The 19,594-nt window shown below is 46.9% G+C and carries 17 protein-coding genes and 1 pseudogene; 5 read left to right on the top strand and 13 right to left on the bottom strand.

Translation table 11 applies throughout. The features are described 5' to 3' along the window. Window positions 1-556: 556 nt before the first annotated feature. The 5 genes and pseudogenes from MNQ98_RS04025 to MNQ98_RS04005 form a co-directional block, all read right to left on the bottom strand. Window positions 557-1,411 (bottom strand): energy-coupling factor ABC transporter ATP-binding protein, encoded by an 855-nt coding sequence (locus MNQ98_RS04025; protein ID WP_241933841.1) that lies wholly within the window; start codon window positions 1,409-1,411, stop codon window positions 557-559. 312 nt (window positions 1,412-1,723) lie between these two features. Next, window positions 1,724-2,398, bottom strand: a pseudogene (locus tag MNQ98_RS04020) (energy-coupling factor ABC transporter ATP-binding protein); the annotation flags it as partial. A gap of 4 nt (window positions 2,399-2,402) precedes the next feature. Next, window positions 2,403-2,981 carry an ECF transporter S component gene (locus MNQ98_RS04015; protein WP_241932026.1) on the bottom strand — a complete coding sequence of 193 codons (579 nt, stop codon included), beginning with the start codon at window positions 2,979-2,981 and terminating at the stop codon, window positions 2,403-2,405. 147 nt (window positions 2,982-3,128) lie between these two features. Continuing rightward, window positions 3,129-3,887: an energy-coupling factor transporter transmembrane component T family protein gene (locus MNQ98_RS04010; protein WP_241932025.1), complete on the bottom strand. Its 759-nt coding sequence runs from the start codon at window positions 3,885-3,887 to the stop codon at window positions 3,129-3,131. Between the two features lie 28 nt (window positions 3,888-3,915). Continuing rightward, on the bottom strand, window positions 3,916-4,506 hold the full coding sequence (locus MNQ98_RS04005; protein ID WP_241932024.1) for a GNAT family N-acetyltransferase: 591 nt from the start codon (window positions 4,504-4,506) through the stop codon (window positions 3,916-3,918). Window positions 4,507-4,805: 299 nt separating this feature from the next. On the opposite strand from MNQ98_RS04005, the gene MNQ98_RS04000 reads away from it, so the two are divergent. The 3 genes from MNQ98_RS04000 (at window position 4,806) to MNQ98_RS03990 (ending at window position 8,234) form a co-directional block, all read left to right on the top strand. Next, window positions 4,806-5,786: an alpha/beta hydrolase gene (locus MNQ98_RS04000; protein WP_241933840.1), complete on the top strand. Its 981-nt coding sequence runs from the start codon at window positions 4,806-4,808 to the stop codon at window positions 5,784-5,786. A gap of 377 nt (window positions 5,787-6,163) precedes the next feature. Further along, window positions 6,164-6,643, top strand: coding sequence for a GAF domain-containing protein (locus MNQ98_RS03995; RefSeq protein ID WP_241932023.1), 480 nt, complete (start codon window positions 6,164-6,166; stop codon window positions 6,641-6,643). Between the two features lie 310 nt (window positions 6,644-6,953). After that, window positions 6,954-8,234: an ArsB/NhaD family transporter gene (locus MNQ98_RS03990; protein ID WP_241932022.1), complete on the top strand. Its 1,281-nt coding sequence runs from the start codon at window positions 6,954-6,956 to the stop codon at window positions 8,232-8,234. Between the two features lie 94 nt (window positions 8,235-8,328). Here the strand turns inward: MNQ98_RS03990 and MNQ98_RS03985 are convergent, their stop codons facing one another. The 3 genes from MNQ98_RS03985 to MNQ98_RS03975 form a co-directional block, all read right to left on the bottom strand. Beyond that, on the bottom strand, window positions 8,329-8,526 hold the full coding sequence (locus MNQ98_RS03985; protein ID WP_241932021.1) for a YwbE family protein: 198 nt from the start codon (window positions 8,524-8,526) through the stop codon (window positions 8,329-8,331). 197 nt (window positions 8,527-8,723) lie between these two features. Next, complete coding sequence (locus MNQ98_RS03980) at window positions 8,724-9,527, bottom strand: C40 family peptidase (protein ID WP_241932020.1); 804 nt, start codon at window positions 9,525-9,527, stop codon at window positions 8,724-8,726. 361 nt (window positions 9,528-9,888) lie between these two features. Continuing rightward, the gene (locus MNQ98_RS03975; protein WP_241932019.1) at window positions 9,889-10,659 is read right to left on the bottom strand and encodes a pirin family protein; all 771 of its coding nucleotides are present in this window, start codon (window positions 10,657-10,659) and stop codon (window positions 9,889-9,891) included. Between the two features lie 208 nt (window positions 10,660-10,867). Here MNQ98_RS03975 and MNQ98_RS03970 point away from each other — a divergent pair, with 208 nt between their 5' ends. Together MNQ98_RS03970 and MNQ98_RS03965 are read left to right on the top strand one after the other, a co-directional pair. Further along, entirely contained in the window at window positions 10,868-11,554 is a 687-nt protein-coding gene (locus MNQ98_RS03970) for a response regulator transcription factor (protein WP_241932018.1), read from the top strand. Next, the gene (locus tag MNQ98_RS03965; RefSeq protein WP_241932017.1) at window positions 11,551-13,047 is read left to right on the top strand and encodes a sensor histidine kinase; all 1,497 of its coding nucleotides are present in this window, start codon (window positions 11,551-11,553) and stop codon (window positions 13,045-13,047) included. Before MNQ98_RS03970 ends, MNQ98_RS03965 begins: the two co-directional genes overlap by 4 nt. Window positions 13,048-13,122: 75 nt before the next feature. On the opposite strand, the gene MNQ98_RS03960 is transcribed toward MNQ98_RS03965, so the two are convergent. The 5 genes from MNQ98_RS03960 to MNQ98_RS03940 form a co-directional block, all read right to left on the bottom strand. Then, window positions 13,123-15,930, bottom strand: coding sequence for an ABC transporter permease (locus MNQ98_RS03960; RefSeq protein ID WP_241932016.1), 2,808 nt, complete (start codon window positions 15,928-15,930; stop codon window positions 13,123-13,125). Continuing rightward, window positions 15,931-16,644 carry an ABC transporter ATP-binding protein gene (locus MNQ98_RS03955; RefSeq protein WP_241932015.1) on the bottom strand — a complete coding sequence of 238 codons (714 nt, stop codon included), beginning with the start codon at window positions 16,642-16,644 and terminating at the stop codon, window positions 15,931-15,933. A gap of 84 nt (window positions 16,645-16,728) precedes the next feature. After that, window positions 16,729-17,748, bottom strand: a complete 1,020-nt coding sequence (locus tag MNQ98_RS03950; RefSeq protein ID WP_241932014.1) for a sensor histidine kinase — start codon at window positions 17,746-17,748, stop codon at window positions 16,729-16,731. Beyond that, the gene (locus tag MNQ98_RS03945; protein ID WP_241932013.1) at window positions 17,745-18,461 is read right to left on the bottom strand and encodes a response regulator transcription factor; all 717 of its coding nucleotides are present in this window, start codon (window positions 18,459-18,461) and stop codon (window positions 17,745-17,747) included. The genes MNQ98_RS03950 and MNQ98_RS03945 overlap by 4 nt, the downstream gene beginning before the upstream one ends. 138 nt (window positions 18,462-18,599) lie before the next feature. Then, on the bottom strand, window positions 18,600-19,325 hold the full coding sequence (locus MNQ98_RS03940; protein ID WP_208915865.1) for a Crp/Fnr family transcriptional regulator: 726 nt from the start codon (window positions 19,323-19,325) through the stop codon (window positions 18,600-18,602). Window positions 19,326-19,594 lie beyond the last annotated feature (269 nt).

Raw genomic sequence — 19,594 nt, 5'->3', positions numbered from 1 at the left:
GATGAGTCCCCTTTACTATAAGAACAGCCATCTCGGTATTTCGTAAATTCGAAAAAGAGCGGCTGTTGAAACAACGCAAGTAAAAAGACCTTCTCATAGTAATGGAAAGTATAAAGACTCCTTGTCAAGGCTCTACTCGAAATATAGTGCTGACGATGGCAGCGGTCCATATGTTTAAGACATATCGGTACTTGAATGAACCTCTATACGTTTGGAATGTGACTGTGACTACTCATATCATCAAACACTGTGAATTTTGTATAAAGTACAACATTGTTCCGTGATATAGCGACGAAAGACGAATTGTTGTATGCAATACAATAATAGGGAGAGGGAATCGTTTATTCACCTCTTCCTATGAAGGATTGTTGTAAAATCTACAACAATATCTATAGATTCAAGCATTCTGTTCATCCCATGTTGTATAACATACAAAATTACATATCACATCATATTTGATCATTGTAGTAGCCCATTCAATTTATAATCGTCAAGCACTTATTTTTGGGATAAGCCCTTCAAAAATAAGAGAATTTTTTCTTGCGCAACATTTCTATTATAGTAGTTCGGATGCAAGAAGGACAGACATCATTTTTCCATCCTGCAATTTCAACAAGGTATCAGCTTCGGTTTCCACCAACTCTGGATCATGTGTGATCATTAGCAAAGCCGCGCCCTGATTGCAAGTTGAACGACACAATGTGATCAGTCTGGCTATCCCCGCATAGTCCATCCCGGACGTCGGTTCATCCAGAATATAAAGCTCTTTGGGTACGATCAATTGACTGATGACGCTTAACAGCCTTTTCTCCCCGCCGCTGAGCAGATAAGGCGACACATCGTTCTTATGATGAAGACCGGCAGTCCGGAGCAGATCATCTGCACGCCGTTTCTCATCTGCCGTAAGTTCCGGGCGCCTGGCTTGCGGAAGTCCGCCGTGCAGACTGTAAGTGAGTTCTTCCCACACTGTTGGGGCGGTAAAGGTATGTTCCGGCTGCTGAAAGACATAACCGATTTTCTCAGCCATACGGTAAACTGGAACGCCGGCTGTGTCTTCTCCCTGCCACGTTATACATCCTTTGGGTGCGGGCAGCAGACCCATCAAGAGGCGGCTTAGCGTTGTTTTGCCAGAGCCGTTCGCTCCGGTGAGGAGTGCCCACTCGCCGCTGCGCAGGCTAAAATGAACGTCCTGGAGCGCCTGCCTGCCCCCGGGATAGGTGAAGTCGAGCGACTTCACCTCCAGCAGTGTGCTGCTAGGGGAGATGGCGGCGGAGTCCTGTGCTGTAAGCGCAGCGCGCGCGGCTGGAAAGGCAGCCGGCGTGGGCGGTTCGACGAGCACGGGCGGATTACCGGGCGAGGACGGTTCGGCGGGTGCGGGCGCTTCGCTAGGTACAGACGCTTCGGTGAGCACGGACCGATCGCTAGCTGAGGGCCGTTTGGCGGGTGCGGGCGCTTCGCTAGGTACAGGCGCCTCGGTGAGCACGGACCGATCGCTAGCTGAGGGCCGTTTGGCGGGTACGGGCGCTTCGCTAGGTACAGGCGCCTCGGTGAGCACGGACCGATCGCTAGCTGAGGGCCGTTTGGCGGGTGCGGATGGATTGGCGAGCGCAAGCGCTTCGCCAAGTGCGGGCCATGCCCCTGCCTCCCCCCGCTGGGGAGGCAGCAGCCCCAGCTCCGCCAGCTGCTCACCGCAGCGGCGCAGCAGCGCCTCCGGCGGCCCGTCGAGCACGACGGTGCCGCCGTCCATGACGATGACGCGCTGCGCTGCGCGCGCGGCATCGTCAAAGCGGCCGGACGCGGTGACCACCGTCCGGCCCTCCCCCTGCAGCGCTCTGCATAGCTGCAGGAAGTCCGCCTGCGCCGCAGCATCCAGGCTGGCGCAGGCGTCGTCGAAGACGAAAAGCCGCGGCTGGAGTGCCAGCACGGCGGCTATAGCGGTGCGCTGACGCTGTCCGCCGGACAGCCTGCGCACATGATCTCGGCGACGGCCGGTCAAGCCGACGGCCTCCAGAGAATTCACAATCCGGCGCTCGATTTCCGCCGGCTGCACACACATATTCTCGGGACCGAAGGCGACCTCGTCCTCTACGACCCCTTGGACCAATTGGGCGTTCGGATCCTGAAACAGGACGCCGGCGGCCTGAGTGACCTCTGCCAACGCTGCTCCCGCCGGATCCATTTCGTCCAGCAGCAATATTCCTTCCCTGCTCCCGCCTCCGCTGCGTGGAAGGAGACCATTCAGAAGCTGACATAGCGTCGACTTACCGCTGCCGCTCGCGCCAATTACAGCGGTCCACTGGCCAGCCGGAATCACTAAGGAAATATGTTTTACTGCGGGAAGATCTTCACCTTCATAGATATACGTTATATCTTCACAGGTCACTCTCGTTCCCGTCATCTGGTTACACCTTCATACCAAGGGCGAATCGGCGTAAAAGACCCGTACGCTTCAATGCGTCCCCCAAAACCTTGACCAGAAGGCCGCATAACAGTACACCACTTAGGATGCGGACGAGCAGCGCAATGATGAGCACACTGGTCGGCCAAGCCGTATATCCGAACATATTAGCGGCAAACAGAAACCATAAAGGTACCATCGCCCCTCCTACGAGCATCAATACTCCCGTCCCCCACCGCTTGCACCGGAAGAAAGCGAACAAAGCTTCCGCGACAATCATATAACAAGCCGCTGCGACAAAACATGACGCTATTCCATATACCGGACCGGTCAGTGCCTGGATCGTTCCTCCAATACCGTATGTAATCGCTGCAGTGCCAGGTTTACGAATGATGTAATAAGCTAGCAAACCGTAAACGATGTACAATCCTGTCGTGACGGAGGTAGCTATGGGACCGCCCAAACTGCCGAGAAGCTTGTTGACCGGGCCAAGATACACGGTGAGTACGGCGTTGACGGCAGCAAGCATGGCCATTAGCACGATGTCCTGTGTTGTGAATCGATTGCGGGATGATGTTTTCATGAGAACCCTCTCTTTCGATAACCAAATAATATTGTGCGGGAGACCCATTAGAGAGCATTAACATCTCTCGCCGAATGGGCCATGATCATATTTTGCCTTCTTGCCAGCAATTCGTCAACCAAAATTTATTGTAACATGGTTAACAATTTAGACGGTCCACCACGACCATGCGGTAAGAACGACCGCTATTATGGCTGCTGCAGGTCCCCAAAAAGGTACAACGACTTCCTTTCGGAACGTACGTTTCGGGTAGGCTCCAAAGCCTTTCGATTCCATCGCTCCAGCGGTTTGCTGAACCCTTCGTAAACTATTAAGCAGCACCGCAGCAACAAATCTGCCCCACCATGACAACCTACCAGCAATCCCCTTCGGAGGCCGGTGCCCCCTAACCTGCTGGGCAGCGCGAATGCTCGCCCCCTCCTCCTCCAGTGTAGGAAGAAACGTCAGTGCCGCCGAAATCCCGAAGGCAAAACGGTACGGTATCCGCAGCCTTCGAACCATTTCAGCTACCAGCTCCTGCGGATCTGTACTTACGATATAAGCTAGCGATGACAAAAATAAGGTGATCATCCTCAGACTCATCTCGCCTGCCTGATTAACCGATTCAGCCGTCAATCTTATAGGTCCCCACTGAAACCATACCGTCTCTCCAGGCACAGTCAGAGACGTTAAGACAAAATAAGGGATAGCAACCACGGCAATAAGCTTGATTCCCCGGAGCAAATGACGTAAAGATAATCCTCCAGCCCATCTCGCCGCGATGATACACCCTGCTAGAAGAATTGCTTGTAAAAGGGCTCCGTCCCATAGCATGGCCACTACAGCGGTACACATCAGGACAGCCAGCTTGCTTAATGGGTCCCACCGATGCAGAAGTGAGTTTCCCTGTTCATATTGAATTAACATTCATCCGCTTCCTTCCTCAACATTTTGGTTATCCCCGAATATCCTGATCACTAATATTCTCACGATTCCAGTCCCGTCGGAGCAGCGAAAATATATTAACGTCTATATAGCCTGTCGAAGTATGCTTGTATTCCCGAAGAATTCCCTCGTACTCAAAGCCGATTTTCCGAAAAAATTCGGCACCTCTTTCATTGTGTATATCCGAAAAAGCCTCCACTCGGTTTAAGCCCATTACACGGAATCCGTATTCGAGTGCCATCGCAGCCGCTTCTCGCATATATCCGTTACCCCAATACGAACTCGCAAGCTCACAGCCGAATTCTCCCCGGAAAGCCCCTTGAATCTGCCACCCATTGAATCCGCAGCTACCGATCATTATGCCGCTGTCCAGATGTTCAACTCCCCATCGTAACGAATCTTCAGACTCCGATAGCTCATTGAGCAGCAGGATTAGAGCTTCTGCATCATGTCTTCCATTCATGGATGGAAGATACAAATATCTTGCTGTCCGCTCATCGGACCAACATTGATACAGATCATCGGCATCGCGGGGAGACATTTTTCTCAGTCGTACGGTTGTCCCTCTTAGCTCGGGGATAATACCCTTGCACTGGTACATAAGAAAGTCACTCCTGTCCTCCAATTTCAACTACAAAGCACAATCCCCCTAAACAGCAGCCAGCCAGCTTGGTGGTTCAATGAAAGCCTTGTGTGTTTAAAAAATTTGACTTATCCTTGACCTTTTAGGTGATACTACGATCATGTATATAGTTACATTTGATCGTTTTGAATTTGCATGATTCATGGGTCAGTCACCGGGGCAGATGCTTCTATATTGAGTCACGCGGCACATTCCCGTCAATATTAGATCCCTCCACCCCGCTGAAGTAAAACGGAAGAAGAGGAGGAGTATTCTTGATGTATATCACGATCATAATACTGTTGTTTTTGGCCATTCTCGCGGCAGGTATTACGCATTTTGGATTCCTGCAGATCACACAAATGAAAGTCAAGAATGACCTCAGCCTGTTCACCGTACTTGAAAGTCTTGGTCTGTACAGCCAGGATCGCTACGAAGCTCTGGTCAAAAAAGAAATTATCCTCTCAAGCGTCGACGGACTAAAGCTGAGCGGAGCTGCGATTGAGCTTTATCCGGACTCCAAACGCTGGATGATCATCGTACACGGATATACTGGCTCCCGCGCCTTCTCCACCCAATTTATCGATATGTTTACGGACGAAGGCTATAATGTGCTGCTTATCGATCAGCGTCGTCACGGACGGAGTGAAGGGCGCTACACCACATATGGATTTTATGAAAAATATGATGTTCAGACATGGGTTAATTGGCTTGTCGAACAGCACGGCAAGGATACCGAGATCGGCCTCCACGGTCAGTCCCTTGGTGGCGGAACTGTTCTAGAATATCTTTCTATCGCTGCTCCGCAGGTTAAACTTGTTATTGCGGACTGTCCTTATTCTGATCTCACAGATCTGATGAAATACCAAATAACGAAACTTAACAAAGTTCCCGCCGTACCTTTTTTCCGTTGGGTTCATAACCGGATCCGTAAAAAAGCTGGCTTCAGCTTTGAGCAGGTCAGCCCGATCCGTTCCGTACGGGAAAGCCATCTTCCGGTCATGTTCATTCATGGAACGAACGACACCTACGTACCAACCTATATGAGCCAGGAGATGTACGATGCGAAGCCTGAGCCCAAAAAGCTTGTTCTGATCCAAGGCGCTATTCACGCCAATGCTTATCATATCGATCCCCAAAAATATCGTCAGGAAATCCGATCTTTCCTGCACGAACATATGGGGAAACCCGAAATAAAGACTGCTACTGAACCAACACGGCTCGAGTTTTTTAAGGACAATTCCCTTGAATCCGTATAATCCCGTATAAAAAATAGCCCCCGGAGAGGTGTATGACGCTCACTCCGGAGGCTATTTTTGCTATGGACCTCTGTCCGCAGACCTGTTTTCTTTATGCTATGGTATCTGCTTACTTCCGTTGTACTGGCTTAAGCACTTCGCTGCACAATTCCTTCGTCTTACTCTGGTTTTGGGTTGTATATCACTGATTGTGAAATCCCGCTGATGGGCGTGATAGAGCAAATGGATGCCAATAAACAAGTTTTTCACATCTGCACTCATCATCCATTTTTAGCCATAGCCTGGTTCGAAACGACCGTGAAGCTTGACGGAGTTCCGGCCTTGTACTATCTTAATAAAATTAATAGAGAATCAAACGTAAGAGAGGTGGATCGCCCATGTTTCAAAATATACCCTATGAAGGTACCCGCAACGAACAATTCGCCCAGGTGCTCAATCAGTTAAAGGCACTTATACATGATGAGCCGAATGCTGTAGCCAATCTGGCCAACGCCTCTTCTTTGCTGAATCATTTTCTGAAAGATATTAACTGGGTCGGTTTCTATCTCTATGACGGGAAAGAGCTTGTTCTTGGACCTTTCCAAGGCCTCCCTGCCTGCATTCGTATCCCGCTAAACCGCGGTGTATGCGGAACCGCTGCAGCTGAACTGAAAACACTCGTTGTAGAGGATGTACATGCCTTTCCCGGCCATATCGCCTGTGACGCTGCATCCAATAGTGAAATTGTTGTCCCAGTAGTAAAGGATGGACAGCTATACGGCGTACTGGATATCGACAGTCCACTCGTAAAGCGCTTCGATCAGGAAGACCGCGAATTTTTGGAGCAGTTTGTTCAAATTTTGGAAGGTCAATTATAGTCTTAGTCTTTTGACAGCTCTAATGATGGGCGTCTTTTGTCTTTCACTCTGTAAATGATTCATCATGTTATCTAGTATTATAGCTGATGATATTCATAAATTTTGATACCGTCACGCAAAAAATCTACCAGCTGTGGATGATATCCAGCATAACTTTTTTACAGCCCGACAGCTTCTTTACAAAGAAAAAGTCTGGGCGTATAATCATGGACACAAACGATGTTCGGCGAAGAAATACGTAAGAGGGCCTGCCTGTTTGCAGGCTCCTTTTGTCGTCTAGATTACCCTGAACTCTTATTGGAGGCGCTTTATGGAACAGCAAGCTATTTTGGCCATTGCCATATTTCTAATCGTATATGCCATCATTATTAGTGAAAAAATACACCGGACTATTACGGCCATGCTGGGCGGAGTACTCATGGTCATGTTTGGTATAGTGGATCAGGAAACCGCTCTGCACCATATCGACTTTAACACCCTTGGGCTTCTGATCGGTATGATGATTATTGTTAATATTACGGCGGAGACAGGACTCTTCAAGTACATGGCTGTTTGGTCAGCCAAAAAAGCCGGAGGTCATCCGGTCAAAATTCTGATCTATTTATCACTTATCACTGCGGTGGGCTCTGCCTTTCTCGACAATGTGACGACCGTGCTGCTCATGGTACCCGTTACATATAGCATTACACGCCAACTACGCGTCGACCCCATTCCGTACATGATTGCTATCATCATCGCTTCGAATACCGGCGGGACGGCAACCATGATTGGCGACCCGCCGAATATTATGATCGGCAGCCGGGTTCCGGAACTGACCTTTATGGCCTTCATCCAGAACTTAACACCTATCATCATCCTCATTATGGCGACTATACTGCCCCTGGTTGTGCTCATGTTCCGCAAACGGATCAAGACAACACCCGAGCTTATGCGCCAGGTGATGGAGCTAAATGAGAAAGATATGATCACCGACCGAAAGCTGCTCATAAAGTCGGTATCCGTACTTGCGCTCACCATCGCTGGTTTTTTTCTGCATCAGCTGATTCATCTGGAATCTGCCACAGTTGCTCTCACAGGTGCATTCATTCTATTGCTGCTGACAGGAGAACATATGATGGAACAGGCCATCGGAAAAGTGGAGTGGACAACCATCTTTTTCTTTGTAGGATTGTTCGTACTCGTCTCAGGGCTGATTGAAACTGGCGTCATCGCCCGATTGGCTGAACAAGCGCTCGAATGGACTGGAGGCAATCTTACAGCCTCTTCTATGCTGATCTTATGGCTCAGTGGTATCGCATCTGCATTCGTTGATAACATTCCGTTTGTGGCTACTATGATCCCTCTCATTCAGGAGATGGGCCAGGGCGGAATAAGCAATCTTGAACCCTTATGGTGGAGCCTTGCTCTCGGTGCCTGCCTCGGCGGCAACGGAACACTAATCGGTGCAAGCGCTAATCTTGTCACGGCAGGCCTATCAGCGAAAGAAGGGCATCCGATCAAGTTTATGGAGTATTTAAAATACGGCTTTCCGCTTATGATATTGTCCATCGTAATCTCATCGGTTTATATATTCATTCGGTATTTGATGTAATAGAAAATGGGGTGTCCAACAGGTTTACTAACCTTTGGGCACCCCTTTATCTAACGCTACGCTTACGAATCGTTCCTACAATCGCTCCTGCCAGTTAGTCCGCATATATAGCTTTGACACGACCCACTTGTCCGTCCTGAAGCCGGACCTTAATACCATGCGGATGACGCGGAGAATTCGTTAAAATATCTTTTACAATACCTCGCGTCAGCTTGCCCGTCCGCTGATCCTGCTTCAACACAATATCTACTTCAATTCCGGGTTTTATGTCAGAACGATTCTGCCCATTCATAGATGTCACTCCTATTCAATCTTTCATGCGTTTTTTCATTTCTAATTATGACACACAATACGGAAATATAGATTAAAATGCAAATAAAAAAACGGACAAAAGGCTGTTTCAACCTTTTCATCCGCGTTTAATCCATAATATTTCCTTTAGATTCATGCTCGTTAAAATAAACTCAATTATTACCTAACACGATTTCTTTATATTACACTTCCACCAAAGAGGAAACGATTTTTCCAAGAATCACTGAAATTACCGACCAGCACGCCGCCGGACTTTTGTGAGTATGTATGCAGGAGTTTATTGTCTCCAAGATAGATAGCAACATGGGTAATACGCTGCTTGGACTTGTCCAATCCGGCATAATTCGAAGCGGAAGAACCTTTATAACTCATGAAGAATACGAGGTCTCCGCGCTTCAAATTACTGATTTTGCTAACGGCAGTTCCTTTGTCCTTAATCCAGTCACCTTGTGTGCGGGAACTGCTTGGAAGCTTAATGCCTGTCCCTTCCAAAAATGCTCGACGAACAAAGTCAGAGCAATCAAAGGTTGTCGTCGTATTGCGGTCTGAACCAAATTCATAAGGAGTACCCAAGTACTTCATTCCGGCTTTAATAGCGTTCTCTACCATAACAGAGCTGGAAGCCGATCCATTGCTATTGTTATTCGAGGAGCTTCCACCGGTATTTGTGCTTCCTCCAGGTACAATATATTTCGAAGAAGCGTAGCCCTGTTTCCCTGAGCTTGTCTTCACTTCATACCAGCTGCTGCTGCTTTTTTTTACAATCTGAACCTTTTCGCCTTTATTAATTTTAGCAACGATTTTGCCTGAAGTTGATGGCTTGCTTCTCAGATTGACGTTACCATTGGCTTTCCCCTGCTGTACACTGACCTGAGCATTGGATGCTGCAGCCGCGTATGTAGTTGATCCATATGTGTAAGAACCCATAACCGTTACAGACAAAAGCGCACCGGCCATTATTTTTCTCCAATTCATTTGCATGTGATGTGTACCTCCCTGATTCTCGTAAAAGTCTGGAATCCAAAAACACGCTCCGTCTTCCCGTCCCCCATTATAGACAGGCCAAAACCGGGACCGCATGCTCCCATTTTCACAAAAGAACAAGCCAACTTCTACCAAAAACAAGGACTTTCGTCTCGAATCCGACCTAATATTGGGTACATAGGATTATTAATGAAATAACTACTTTTAATATTTTCCTTATTAAATGGATAAATTTACATGTTCTGCTTCTTATTTCTGGATCTACTTAAAGAAATGAGCGTGCACCAATCAAAAAAGAGAGCTGCATACACCTATTTGGTGAAGGCAGTTCTCTTTTAGGATTCACAGATGCAAAGGTTTATGGTTTCTTCGGATAAAGTGGATAACCTGGATTGTCAGGCACATCAATCAAAATCATTCTTAGTCCCTCACTAGCTGTAAGACTGAGTAATTCATTAGCATTCGAACTCAGAAGGACAAAATCCTTATGATGAAACTGAAGCTGGTCTCCCTCTGTTTGGCCATTCCAAATTCCGCTACCTCGGACAGCAAGGGCGGTTAACACGCGTCCTTGAAGCAGCATATAGGTTATGCTCTTACCTTCCTGAAGATGGACATCATACATACGGGCATCTACCGATAAATCAGCCGGAGATCTATCACCAATGACCGTCTTGCGGACAATTCCATCCTCCCGTTCGATATGAAAATCTTTGTGCTGGTATCGCCGATAAGACGGATTTTGCTTCAAAGAGTCCCGCAATAGCGGTTCAAACCAGATTTGAAATCCTTCCGCATCCGGTCCAATAAAACGCTCCTCATGCCGGACACCAGATCCTGTTCGCATGAGCTGCAGACCACCAGCCTCTACCTCACTTGTAATACCGAGCGTATCACTATGAACCGCTCTGCCTTGAATCATATAGGTGATGATTTCAAAGCCTTGGTGCGGATGCAATCCTATATATCCCTCAAGAGGTGAGTGAAACCAGGACCAATAAAACAGTGGACCTACACGGGTAACGGCAGATCCCTCTCCCGAAAGACCGATCGGCTTCGATTCTGTAATTTTCCCTCCATCGTATATGCCTCTTCCATGCATTTCGGGTGGATACAGCGTCCCTTTCATGTCCTGACTCCTCCTTACGTTTTTGTATCGTTTTTTACTTTTAAACTCATAATATCTTAAATTAAGATAATATCAACTACTATTAAGATTGTATATTTAAACTAGCTTTCAGTTTATGTTCAGAAAAGTTTCAGGAGCCATTCAGCTTCCCGGTGTATGATCATTGTTAGTTAATATAGATACTGGAATGGATATGGGGGCTACAGTAATGAATACGATCAAAGGCATTAAAATTTTGCTAGTGGATGATGAGCCGCATATTTTGCAATTTTTGGAGCTTGGACTGCGCAGTGAAGGGTTTGAGGTGGAATCCGCTTCAGACGGCATAAGCGCTGTTCAAATGGCTGATCTCTACAATCCTCATATCATCATCTTGGACATCATGATGCCGGGAATCGATGGCGTGGAGGTATGTCGGCAATTAAAACAGAACGGAAATGATGCCGCCATTATTATGCTCACCGCTAAGGACGAGGTAAGCGACCGGATTCGTGGACTCACCACCGGTGCGGACGATTATATGATAAAACCCTTCAGCTTCGAGGAGCTTCTCGCCCGAATTCAAGCGCGGTTGCGTAATCAATTCCCTAATCTTTTCGGAGAGATTACATTAGGTCCCTTTGGAATTGATGACCGTAAACGGGAAATCACGTACTTAGGGCAGGCCCTGACATTGTCCCCAACAGAGTATGACCTTCTTAAACTGTTAATCATCAAACATGGCACCGTCATGAGCAAGAGTAAAATTTTGAATATCGTATGGGACTATGATTTTGGTGGAGAGGACAACATTGTCGAAGTGTATATCCGCTCTCTTCGCGAGAAGCTGGGAGATAAAGAACACGTAATTATACGCACCCTACGGGGCGCCGGATACCGGGTTGATCTGCCATGAAGGAACGTATCTCAAAGATATTTCGGAAACCCGGTTCTCTAAGGGTTCAGCTGTTATCCAGGTCGCTGTTCGTCCTGGCTGTACTTCTGATTCTGATAGGTTTCCTGCAGTATGTATTGATGAAAAATGTCATGTACCGTAGCCAGGCGGAAGCGATGACGGCCCAGCTGCACTCCGTTCCCAGAGACGTCTGGAATTCTTCCGGGACTTTATCTGACAGACACCAGCCGGATCAGATAGATAACGACAAGCAGGCCAAAGAACCCGACACCGGCCGGAGACCGTTGTTCTTCATGCCGGATATGTCACTGGCCGTTATCGACGCGGAGGGCGGTTTTAATGAGGTGCAGACTGATGGAGGATATAGCGCACCGCAGCTGTCGGCTGATACGTATCGTTCCATTTTAAGTGAAATGAAGGAACGTAAGCCGAACGAGTACCGGGTTGTAAAAGATAAGGATGGCACCGAACAATTGGTTGTATTCCTCCCTGCCGGCAATCCGGGAAATCCAGATGGACTGCTGCAGATGGGGAAAAATACGGATCCGATTCAGGATGTGATTCTGCGGCAATTGGTGACCTTTACTGCACTCGCATTGCTCGCTATGGCCGGCGGTCTGCTTCTCTATCTGCCGCTTCTGCGCCAAACACTAAATCCGTTGAACAACATGGTGGAGGCCGTAGAGCGGACGGATGCCGGCAATTTGGCTGACCGTTTTCCAGATCAGCAGGGTCAGCAGGAGATCGACCGCCTCGCGGAATCGTTTAACAGCATGCTTGAACGCTTGGACACTTCCTTCAGGGCGGAGCGTGAATCCAAGGAGCAGATGCGCCGCTTCATTGCGGATGCATCACATGAGCTTCGCACACCGCTGACTTCCATTCACGGCTTTCTGGAAGTGCTACTCCGCGGAGCGGCCAATCATCCAGATCAGCTGGAAGCAGCTTTACGCAGTATGCATGGTGAATCAAACCGTATGAAAAAGTTGATCGAGGATCTCCTTCTGCTCGCCAAGCTCGACAGAGCTCCCGAACTTCAGCTAAAGGAAACTCAGCTGGATATGCTGATCATGGAGATGGAGCCGCACCTGAGAATGCTGGCGGATGAACGATTCGTGTCCTTTAACCTGGAACAAGGTATTCGCTGCATGTGTGATCCAGACAAACTCAAGCAGGTCGTGCTGAACTTGTTTCATAATGCCGTCCAGCACACTAACCTTAAAAAAGGACAAATTGAGGTCAGCTTGAAACTCCATGAGAAACAAGCCGTTCTTACAGTGAGTGACAATGGCCAAGGCATACCGTCCGATCATCTTCCTCACCTGTTTGAACGATTTTACCGCATCGATAATTCCCGAAGCCGTAAATATGGAGGCTCCGGGTTAGGACTTTCGATTACACAATCCATTGTGGAAGCTCATGGTGGAATGATTGAGGGAGACAGCAAGGTTGGTGAAGGATCTGTATTCCGCGTTATCATTCCATCACTATAAACAATCAAGGGACTGTCCTTTATGGTCAATACATGACCTGAGGACAGTCCCTTGATTTTGTTATATATCATACGCTTATTCCGTATACCGAAATGCCTCTGCTGGAGACTGCTTTTGAGCCTTTCTGGCTGGAATAGAGGTACACAATAACGTTAATAGGATAGCTCCAAAATAATAGACAGCCAGCTTGCTCCAAGGAACGGATACCGGTTCCCTCGAAAACATTTCTTTCCCATCCTGCATAAAAGCCTGGACCATTAAATATCCTCCATAGGTTCCGATCACAACCCCGATCGTAACACCAAGAACCGCAATCACCGCTCCTTCCAGGGTAAATCCATGCCGAATATGGGTTGAGCTAACACCAATGGCTCGTAGCATGCCAAACTGCTGTCTTCGCTCTGCGAAGGCACGCAGCATCAGAATTAAGAGTCCCATGCTCCCGATAAATGCGGCAAGCGCATTAAAACCTTCAAACAATCCGAAAAATACGCGGAAGAAGCCGGTGCTCTGTTCATTCACTTTCTGCGGATCAAAGAGCGGATGTACATTCATTGCAGTCAAAGTCTTCTCCAGTGCGTTCCACTCCGCTGTTAATCCAGCATTCTCTCCCTCCTTAAAGAGAAGAAGCCGGGAAGACTGATGATTGGAATACTCCTTATCAAAGGATTGTGAGGAAACCCAAATGCCCTGGGCCGTCGGATAATTAACCGAATTCACATGACCCTCAATGATCGCCGCAATCTGTTTACGTATGACAAACGGTTTGGCGTTCTCTTCCCCCATTCTATTCCTAAAGCTATTACCATCAGTTATAAGCAAATCTCCCGGTGAGAGATCTTGGCCGATAGCCTTAAGTAGACTGTCACTTACGATAATCCATTCCGGATCAGTCGCTACTTTACTCCAAGCCTCCTGATCGCTTGCCAGCTCAGGCACCCTTTGCTTTAGTCTCATCGTTTGCAGCTTTCCATAGTCTTCTGTAACTCCGTACAAACTCTGTTTATAGCCAAATGGCAGATTCATGCTTGATATAACGGTATATTGAATTCCTTTCGCATTGCCATAAAGAGATTGTTCCAATTTATCTTTTAGACGCTCAGAAGTGACTTGTTCAGAGGTTAAGGCATATCGGTCAAACCCTCCTGTTGCATTTCGTGGATCAAACTGGCCAAAACGGCCTCCAAGTGTCTCGCTAAACAACGCTGAAAAACAAGTCAGGAATAAGACACAGGAGAACATAAGCAGCTGTAACACCGTTCTCCGGTTATAGTACAGCGGGTAGCGCAAAGATATTTTCAACATTCCTCTCCAGCTCCCGAGCGGAGCAAGAATTGCATACAGCAGCTTTAATAATAACGGGAGCAGTAGTACGCTGGTGACAGCAGCAAGGGCCAAAACAACGAAGCAAAAAAACAAAATATCTAGCGGATTAATCTCCGGAAAACTGATGCTTTCCAAAAAGCTGTCCGTCATCGAGTATCCGATTATACCGGCTAACGCTGCAAGTGCCGCACCGCCTAATACCCAGCGGGCAACTTTATACCTTTTTAAGGTATGGCGTTGCTCCGCTGACGCAGGCTTCAAAGATTCTACAATGCTTATTTTTAACGGTTTACCACTCACTTGAAGGATAGAGAGCATTATCAGAATTATCCCTAGTCCTAATGCAGCCGAATAACTGACGGGGTCCATATGGAAACTGAATTCAACGGCCAGCCCGTCCTCATTCATCATCAGCTCGCGGAGCACAACACCGAGCTGTGACACCAGCAATTTCGATAATGCCCCTCCTACGATCAGGCCAATAATTCCAGAAATCAGCGCATACCAAAATCCTTCAAGCAGGAGTAGCCCCCGAGTCTGGGAGGCGTTCATACCGATCGCGCGTAATATGCCGATTTCCTGCCTCCGTTCTTCTGTAATCATATGAAATAAATTAACCGTAAATAGCATTCCAATAAAAATCGATGTCAAGCTGGCAATCGTAAAAATCGGCAGCAGCTTTGTCGAGCCTTGCAGATCATTGTAGGCAAGTGCGGCGGAAAAATACATGTTCCACTCGTTATTTATTCGCAACCCGCTATAATTGACCGAGCTGCCAGAGTCGTTATTACGAAGCAACAGAACCCGATTGACTGCATCCACGGGGAAATTAAACAACTGCCCCGCTGTCTCGCAGTTCACAACGGCCGAGGCTGTTGTTTTCTCTTCTCCGCGATAAGCGAGCAGCCCTTTCTCTTCCACAATATTTCCAACGCGAAGCTCGACTTCCCGCCCATCCATCGTGACAACAATGTTTTGGCCGATCTCTGTCTCAAGCTGTTTCGCCGTTTGGGAGTCCAGCCAAATCTCGCCCGGAAGCGGCCTGAGTTCGGCTGTCTGTTTCATATACACAGCAGCAGACTCGCCTTCAGGAACCGATATATCCCCCATATCAGGAAATGAGTATACCATCGTCTTGGGCTGCAAAATAAACGGAGTTCCACTGGAATCCCTCTTAGATAATGTTGCCTCCCCCATCATAGCCGGAATAAATCCTGCGTAAAACCCGGACTCTTCCATATCTTCCGTAAGACGCTCTAAGTCCTGTTTCATAAGGCTGGTTGTCTGCTGTCTTTGTGCAGAAATTTCAGCCACAATGGGTCCGAAACTATGCTGCATATAATTATCCACACTATGGCTCATGGAGAACTGAAGCTGCAGGGCTGCCGTAATTAGTGCTGTGCTCATGATTCCCCCAAAAAGAGCGTACAAGCTCTTCTGCCGCTGTGACCAAATATTCCGGAACGACATGCGCCGCAAATGGGGATGCTTTTTCATATAAACTGACATCAAGATAATGAGGAACAGGCCAACGATGGAAATGGCATATAGCATCATCTACATTCCCCCGCCGTCGTTACGCTTCTCATGGATGACTTTTCCGCTGTCCATATACACGATGCGAGAAGTAACCGATGCAATGCGGGGATCATGTGTTACGATGACAAATGTTGTGCCTTCCTCACGGTTCAGATGCTGTATCAATTGCATAACCTTGTCTGTTGTTTCACGGTCCAGAGCCCCTGTAGGCTCATCCGCCCATATGATTTGGGGGTTATGCACCATAGCTCTCGCCAAAGCAACGCGCTGCTGCTGCCCTCCCGACATATGGGCAGGTTTATGAAATCTACGTTCATGTAACCCTACTTTACCGAGCGCCTCCATCGCTTTTTTACGTGAGACGGATGGGGATACTCCTTGACTTAGCAAAGGCAGTTCTACATTCTCAACAGCTGTCAGTACCGGAATGAGGTTATAGTTTTGAAAAACAAATCCCATGGCAGAACCCCGAAGCGCGTCCTTCCGCTTCTCTTTCATACTGTGAAGTTCTTGTCCTTGAAACCAGATTTCCCCTGAAGTGATTTGATCCATTCCAGACAAACAGTGCAGAAGCGTCGTTTTTCCGCATCCCGACGGGCCCATAATGGCTGTCATCTCTCCTTGGGACAAGCTAAAGTCAACACCACGAAGCGCTTCTGTCCGGCTTTCACCCCGGCCATATACTTTTTTGACATTCATACATTGGAGCAGCGCTCCGTCATTATGGTTCATTTAGATATTCCTCCCCGCTTCTTTCACGTTCCTGATTGTAGCAAGGAGCTTTGAAGGACGATTCAAAAAGTTGTTAAGAAGTTATCAAGATTGCGGAAATAAGGGGATCGAAAATTGAAAAACAGCTCCTTTTCCAGGATTACTGTCAACCGTGATCTTGCCTTCGTGAGCTTCTACATAGTGCTTGGCGATGGCCAGCCCGAGTCCCATTCCGCCGCTCGAACGCTGACGCGAAAAGTCCGCCCGGTAAAAGCGCTGAAATACATACGGAAGATGTTCCAGCGATATCCCTTCTCCCGAATTGTGCACAGTAACTGTCAACATATAATCTTGACTCTTGGCTTGAATGCTTAAAAATCCGTCGTTAGGCGTGTATGTAACAGCGTTTCCAATCAAATTAATGAGCACCTGCTCCATACGTTGAGGATCACAAAACACCTTCTCCGCTTCGGTTTTCTTATCACACTGGATCCATTTCTCTTCTGCCTCAGCTTCAAATCGTTCCCATACGCGGCCAATCAGTTCCGAAAAGTCTATCCACTCGTAATTCAATTTCAATTTTCCTGATTCCGCCCGACTAAGCTCTCTTAAATCATGAATAAGTCTGGTCAATCTTGATGTCTCATCAAGTAAAGGGAGTAGCTGCTCAGGCTCGTATGCAAGCGTCCCCTCCAGAATACTCTCAACCTGTCCTCGTATGACCGAGAGCGGGGTCCTCATTTCATGAACTGCATCTGCCAGGATTCTTTCCTTGACCTCCGAGTCTTCCTCCAATCTGCGGGCTAAATATGTGGTATACAGCATAAGCTGCTGCCATTCATCCTTTTGAGAGTCCATGTTCATGTTATCCAAGCTGGAAGGTGAAGCATTTTCGAGTTTTTTTAAGTCTCTTTTGAACGGGTACCCTATATACACTGCTGCGATATATACTGCCACAAGTCCTCCGAGGAAAAGCAGCAGCGCCAACCATAATTTATAATCGCTCCATAATGCAATTGAAAAAGGATGTAATCCGCTACTCCATACATAAAGACTCAAATATCCGAATCCGATCACAAGTTGCAACATACCGAAGATTAACGCTATTTTTTTACCGATGCTCATAAAGCAACCTCGAACTTATACCCTACTCCAAAAACCGTAAGTATCATCTCTGGCTGATCGGCATTTCGCTCGATTTTCTTCCTTACATTCCGAATATGGGTATCTATCGTTCGTTCATAACCTGCATATTCGACCCCCATAGCCTGCTCTAGCAGCTGCATTCTGCTATAGACTCTACCGGGAACCCGAGACAGAACGAGCAATATTTTGAATTCGGTTGAAGTTAGTTCTACAGGAACCTGATCGATGTACACTTGATGTTTCTCCGGGTCCATCAGCATTCTGCCCCGTTCTAACACCGGATTCTCCGCCATCCATGTTGGCATGCCCGAAGAACGGCCATTCATTTCAAAAGCCCTACGAATCAGCACCTTTACCCGGACCGCCAATTCCCGGATGGAAAAGGGCTTAGTCATATAATCATCAGCCCCGAGCTCTAGCGCGGTTAATTTATCCAATTCTTCTGATTTGGCTGTCAAGAATAGAATCGGTGCGGGCGAGATCTCTCTAATGCGTCTACACAAACCTTTTCCATCTATTCCTGGCAGCATCCAATCCAATATGTACAAGGAGACTGTATCCCTCAGGGACAGAGCCAAAGCCTCTTCCCCGTCCGCCGCCTCCAATACCCGGTATCCTTCGTTGCGTAAATAATCAGCGGTTATACTGCGAAGTTGGTGCTCGTCCTCTACAATCAGTAACGTATGCTGCATAATTGTCCCTTCCCTCTGTCTTCCATTTCTATCTTCTTCCATTCATATCATAGTATTTAAAAAAGTGCACTTCCTAAAATTTCATCGGATCAACCAATCGGTTATCCCAATATCCATTTAAAGGGGTGCACTTTAGCCCTATATCAAATGTAAATATTCCCTTAAAGCTAACTGATTTTTAACAAAGATCTGTTTATTACCTGATAAAGTTATTAAACCTAAATCCTCAAACTTGCTGAATTTTCGGCTTACCGTTTCTCTTGCAACACCTACGTAACTCGCCACTTCTTCTCGTGTTATGGGTAATTCGATAAGAATTCCCTCATTTTTTTTCATTCCAAACTTTTGGCAGAATTCCAATATCATTTGTACGATTCTTACTTCAGCATCGTTAGTTGCTAAATTCTGTGCTAAATTTTCTATATGGGCTAACCGTTTTGTCACCGCTCTTAAAAGTTTTAGTGCAATTTCAGGATTGGCTTCCATAATACGATCAATATCATCTTTCGTTAACAGGCAAATCACTGTGTCTTCAATGGCATATACACTAAAATTGTTTACTTCATCATGATTAAAAAGATGCAACTCCCCAAAAAACTCGCCAGTTGTCAAAATATATAAAATTTGTTCTTTCCCATTAACAGTAAATTTAGATACTTTTACTTGCCCTTTATTCACAATAAATAATTTGTCTGATTTCTCGCCCTCGTGCAGAAGCGCTTGCCCCTTTTTGAAATGGATGTGTTTCGTCATTTTAGCTACTTTTAAGATTTCCTCATCAGATAATTCCTTGAAAATCGGAACTTTTTTAGGGCAGGGCTCTATCATTTTGTGATTATCATGGTTACAATTATGTTCCTTCATTATCATCACCTAATAAGAAATTTTATTATCAATCTACTAATACTTTGAGAATCAATATCAATAACAAAAATATATCATTATGCTAAAGGGCGTATTATGTTTTGAATCACACTGCTTCATAAGGGGAGCTGGCTCCAAAGTATCCTCCCGTCAAATTGCCAATGCGGTTCGCGAAAACGTCATATTCATGTGGAACCATTGACCTGGGACGCCCCCTAAGATGCTACGTGTACGAAGCGTTCCTACAATCGCTCTTGCCCTCAAATTCT

The organism is Paenibacillus sp. N3/727, assembly GCF_022637315.1.
Taxonomy (GTDB): domain Bacteria; phylum Bacillota; class Bacilli; order Paenibacillales; family Paenibacillaceae; genus Paenibacillus_AQ; species Paenibacillus_AQ uliginis.
Note: the sequence above shows the minus strand (reverse complement) of the source record. Positions and strands in the feature narration are given on the sequence as shown.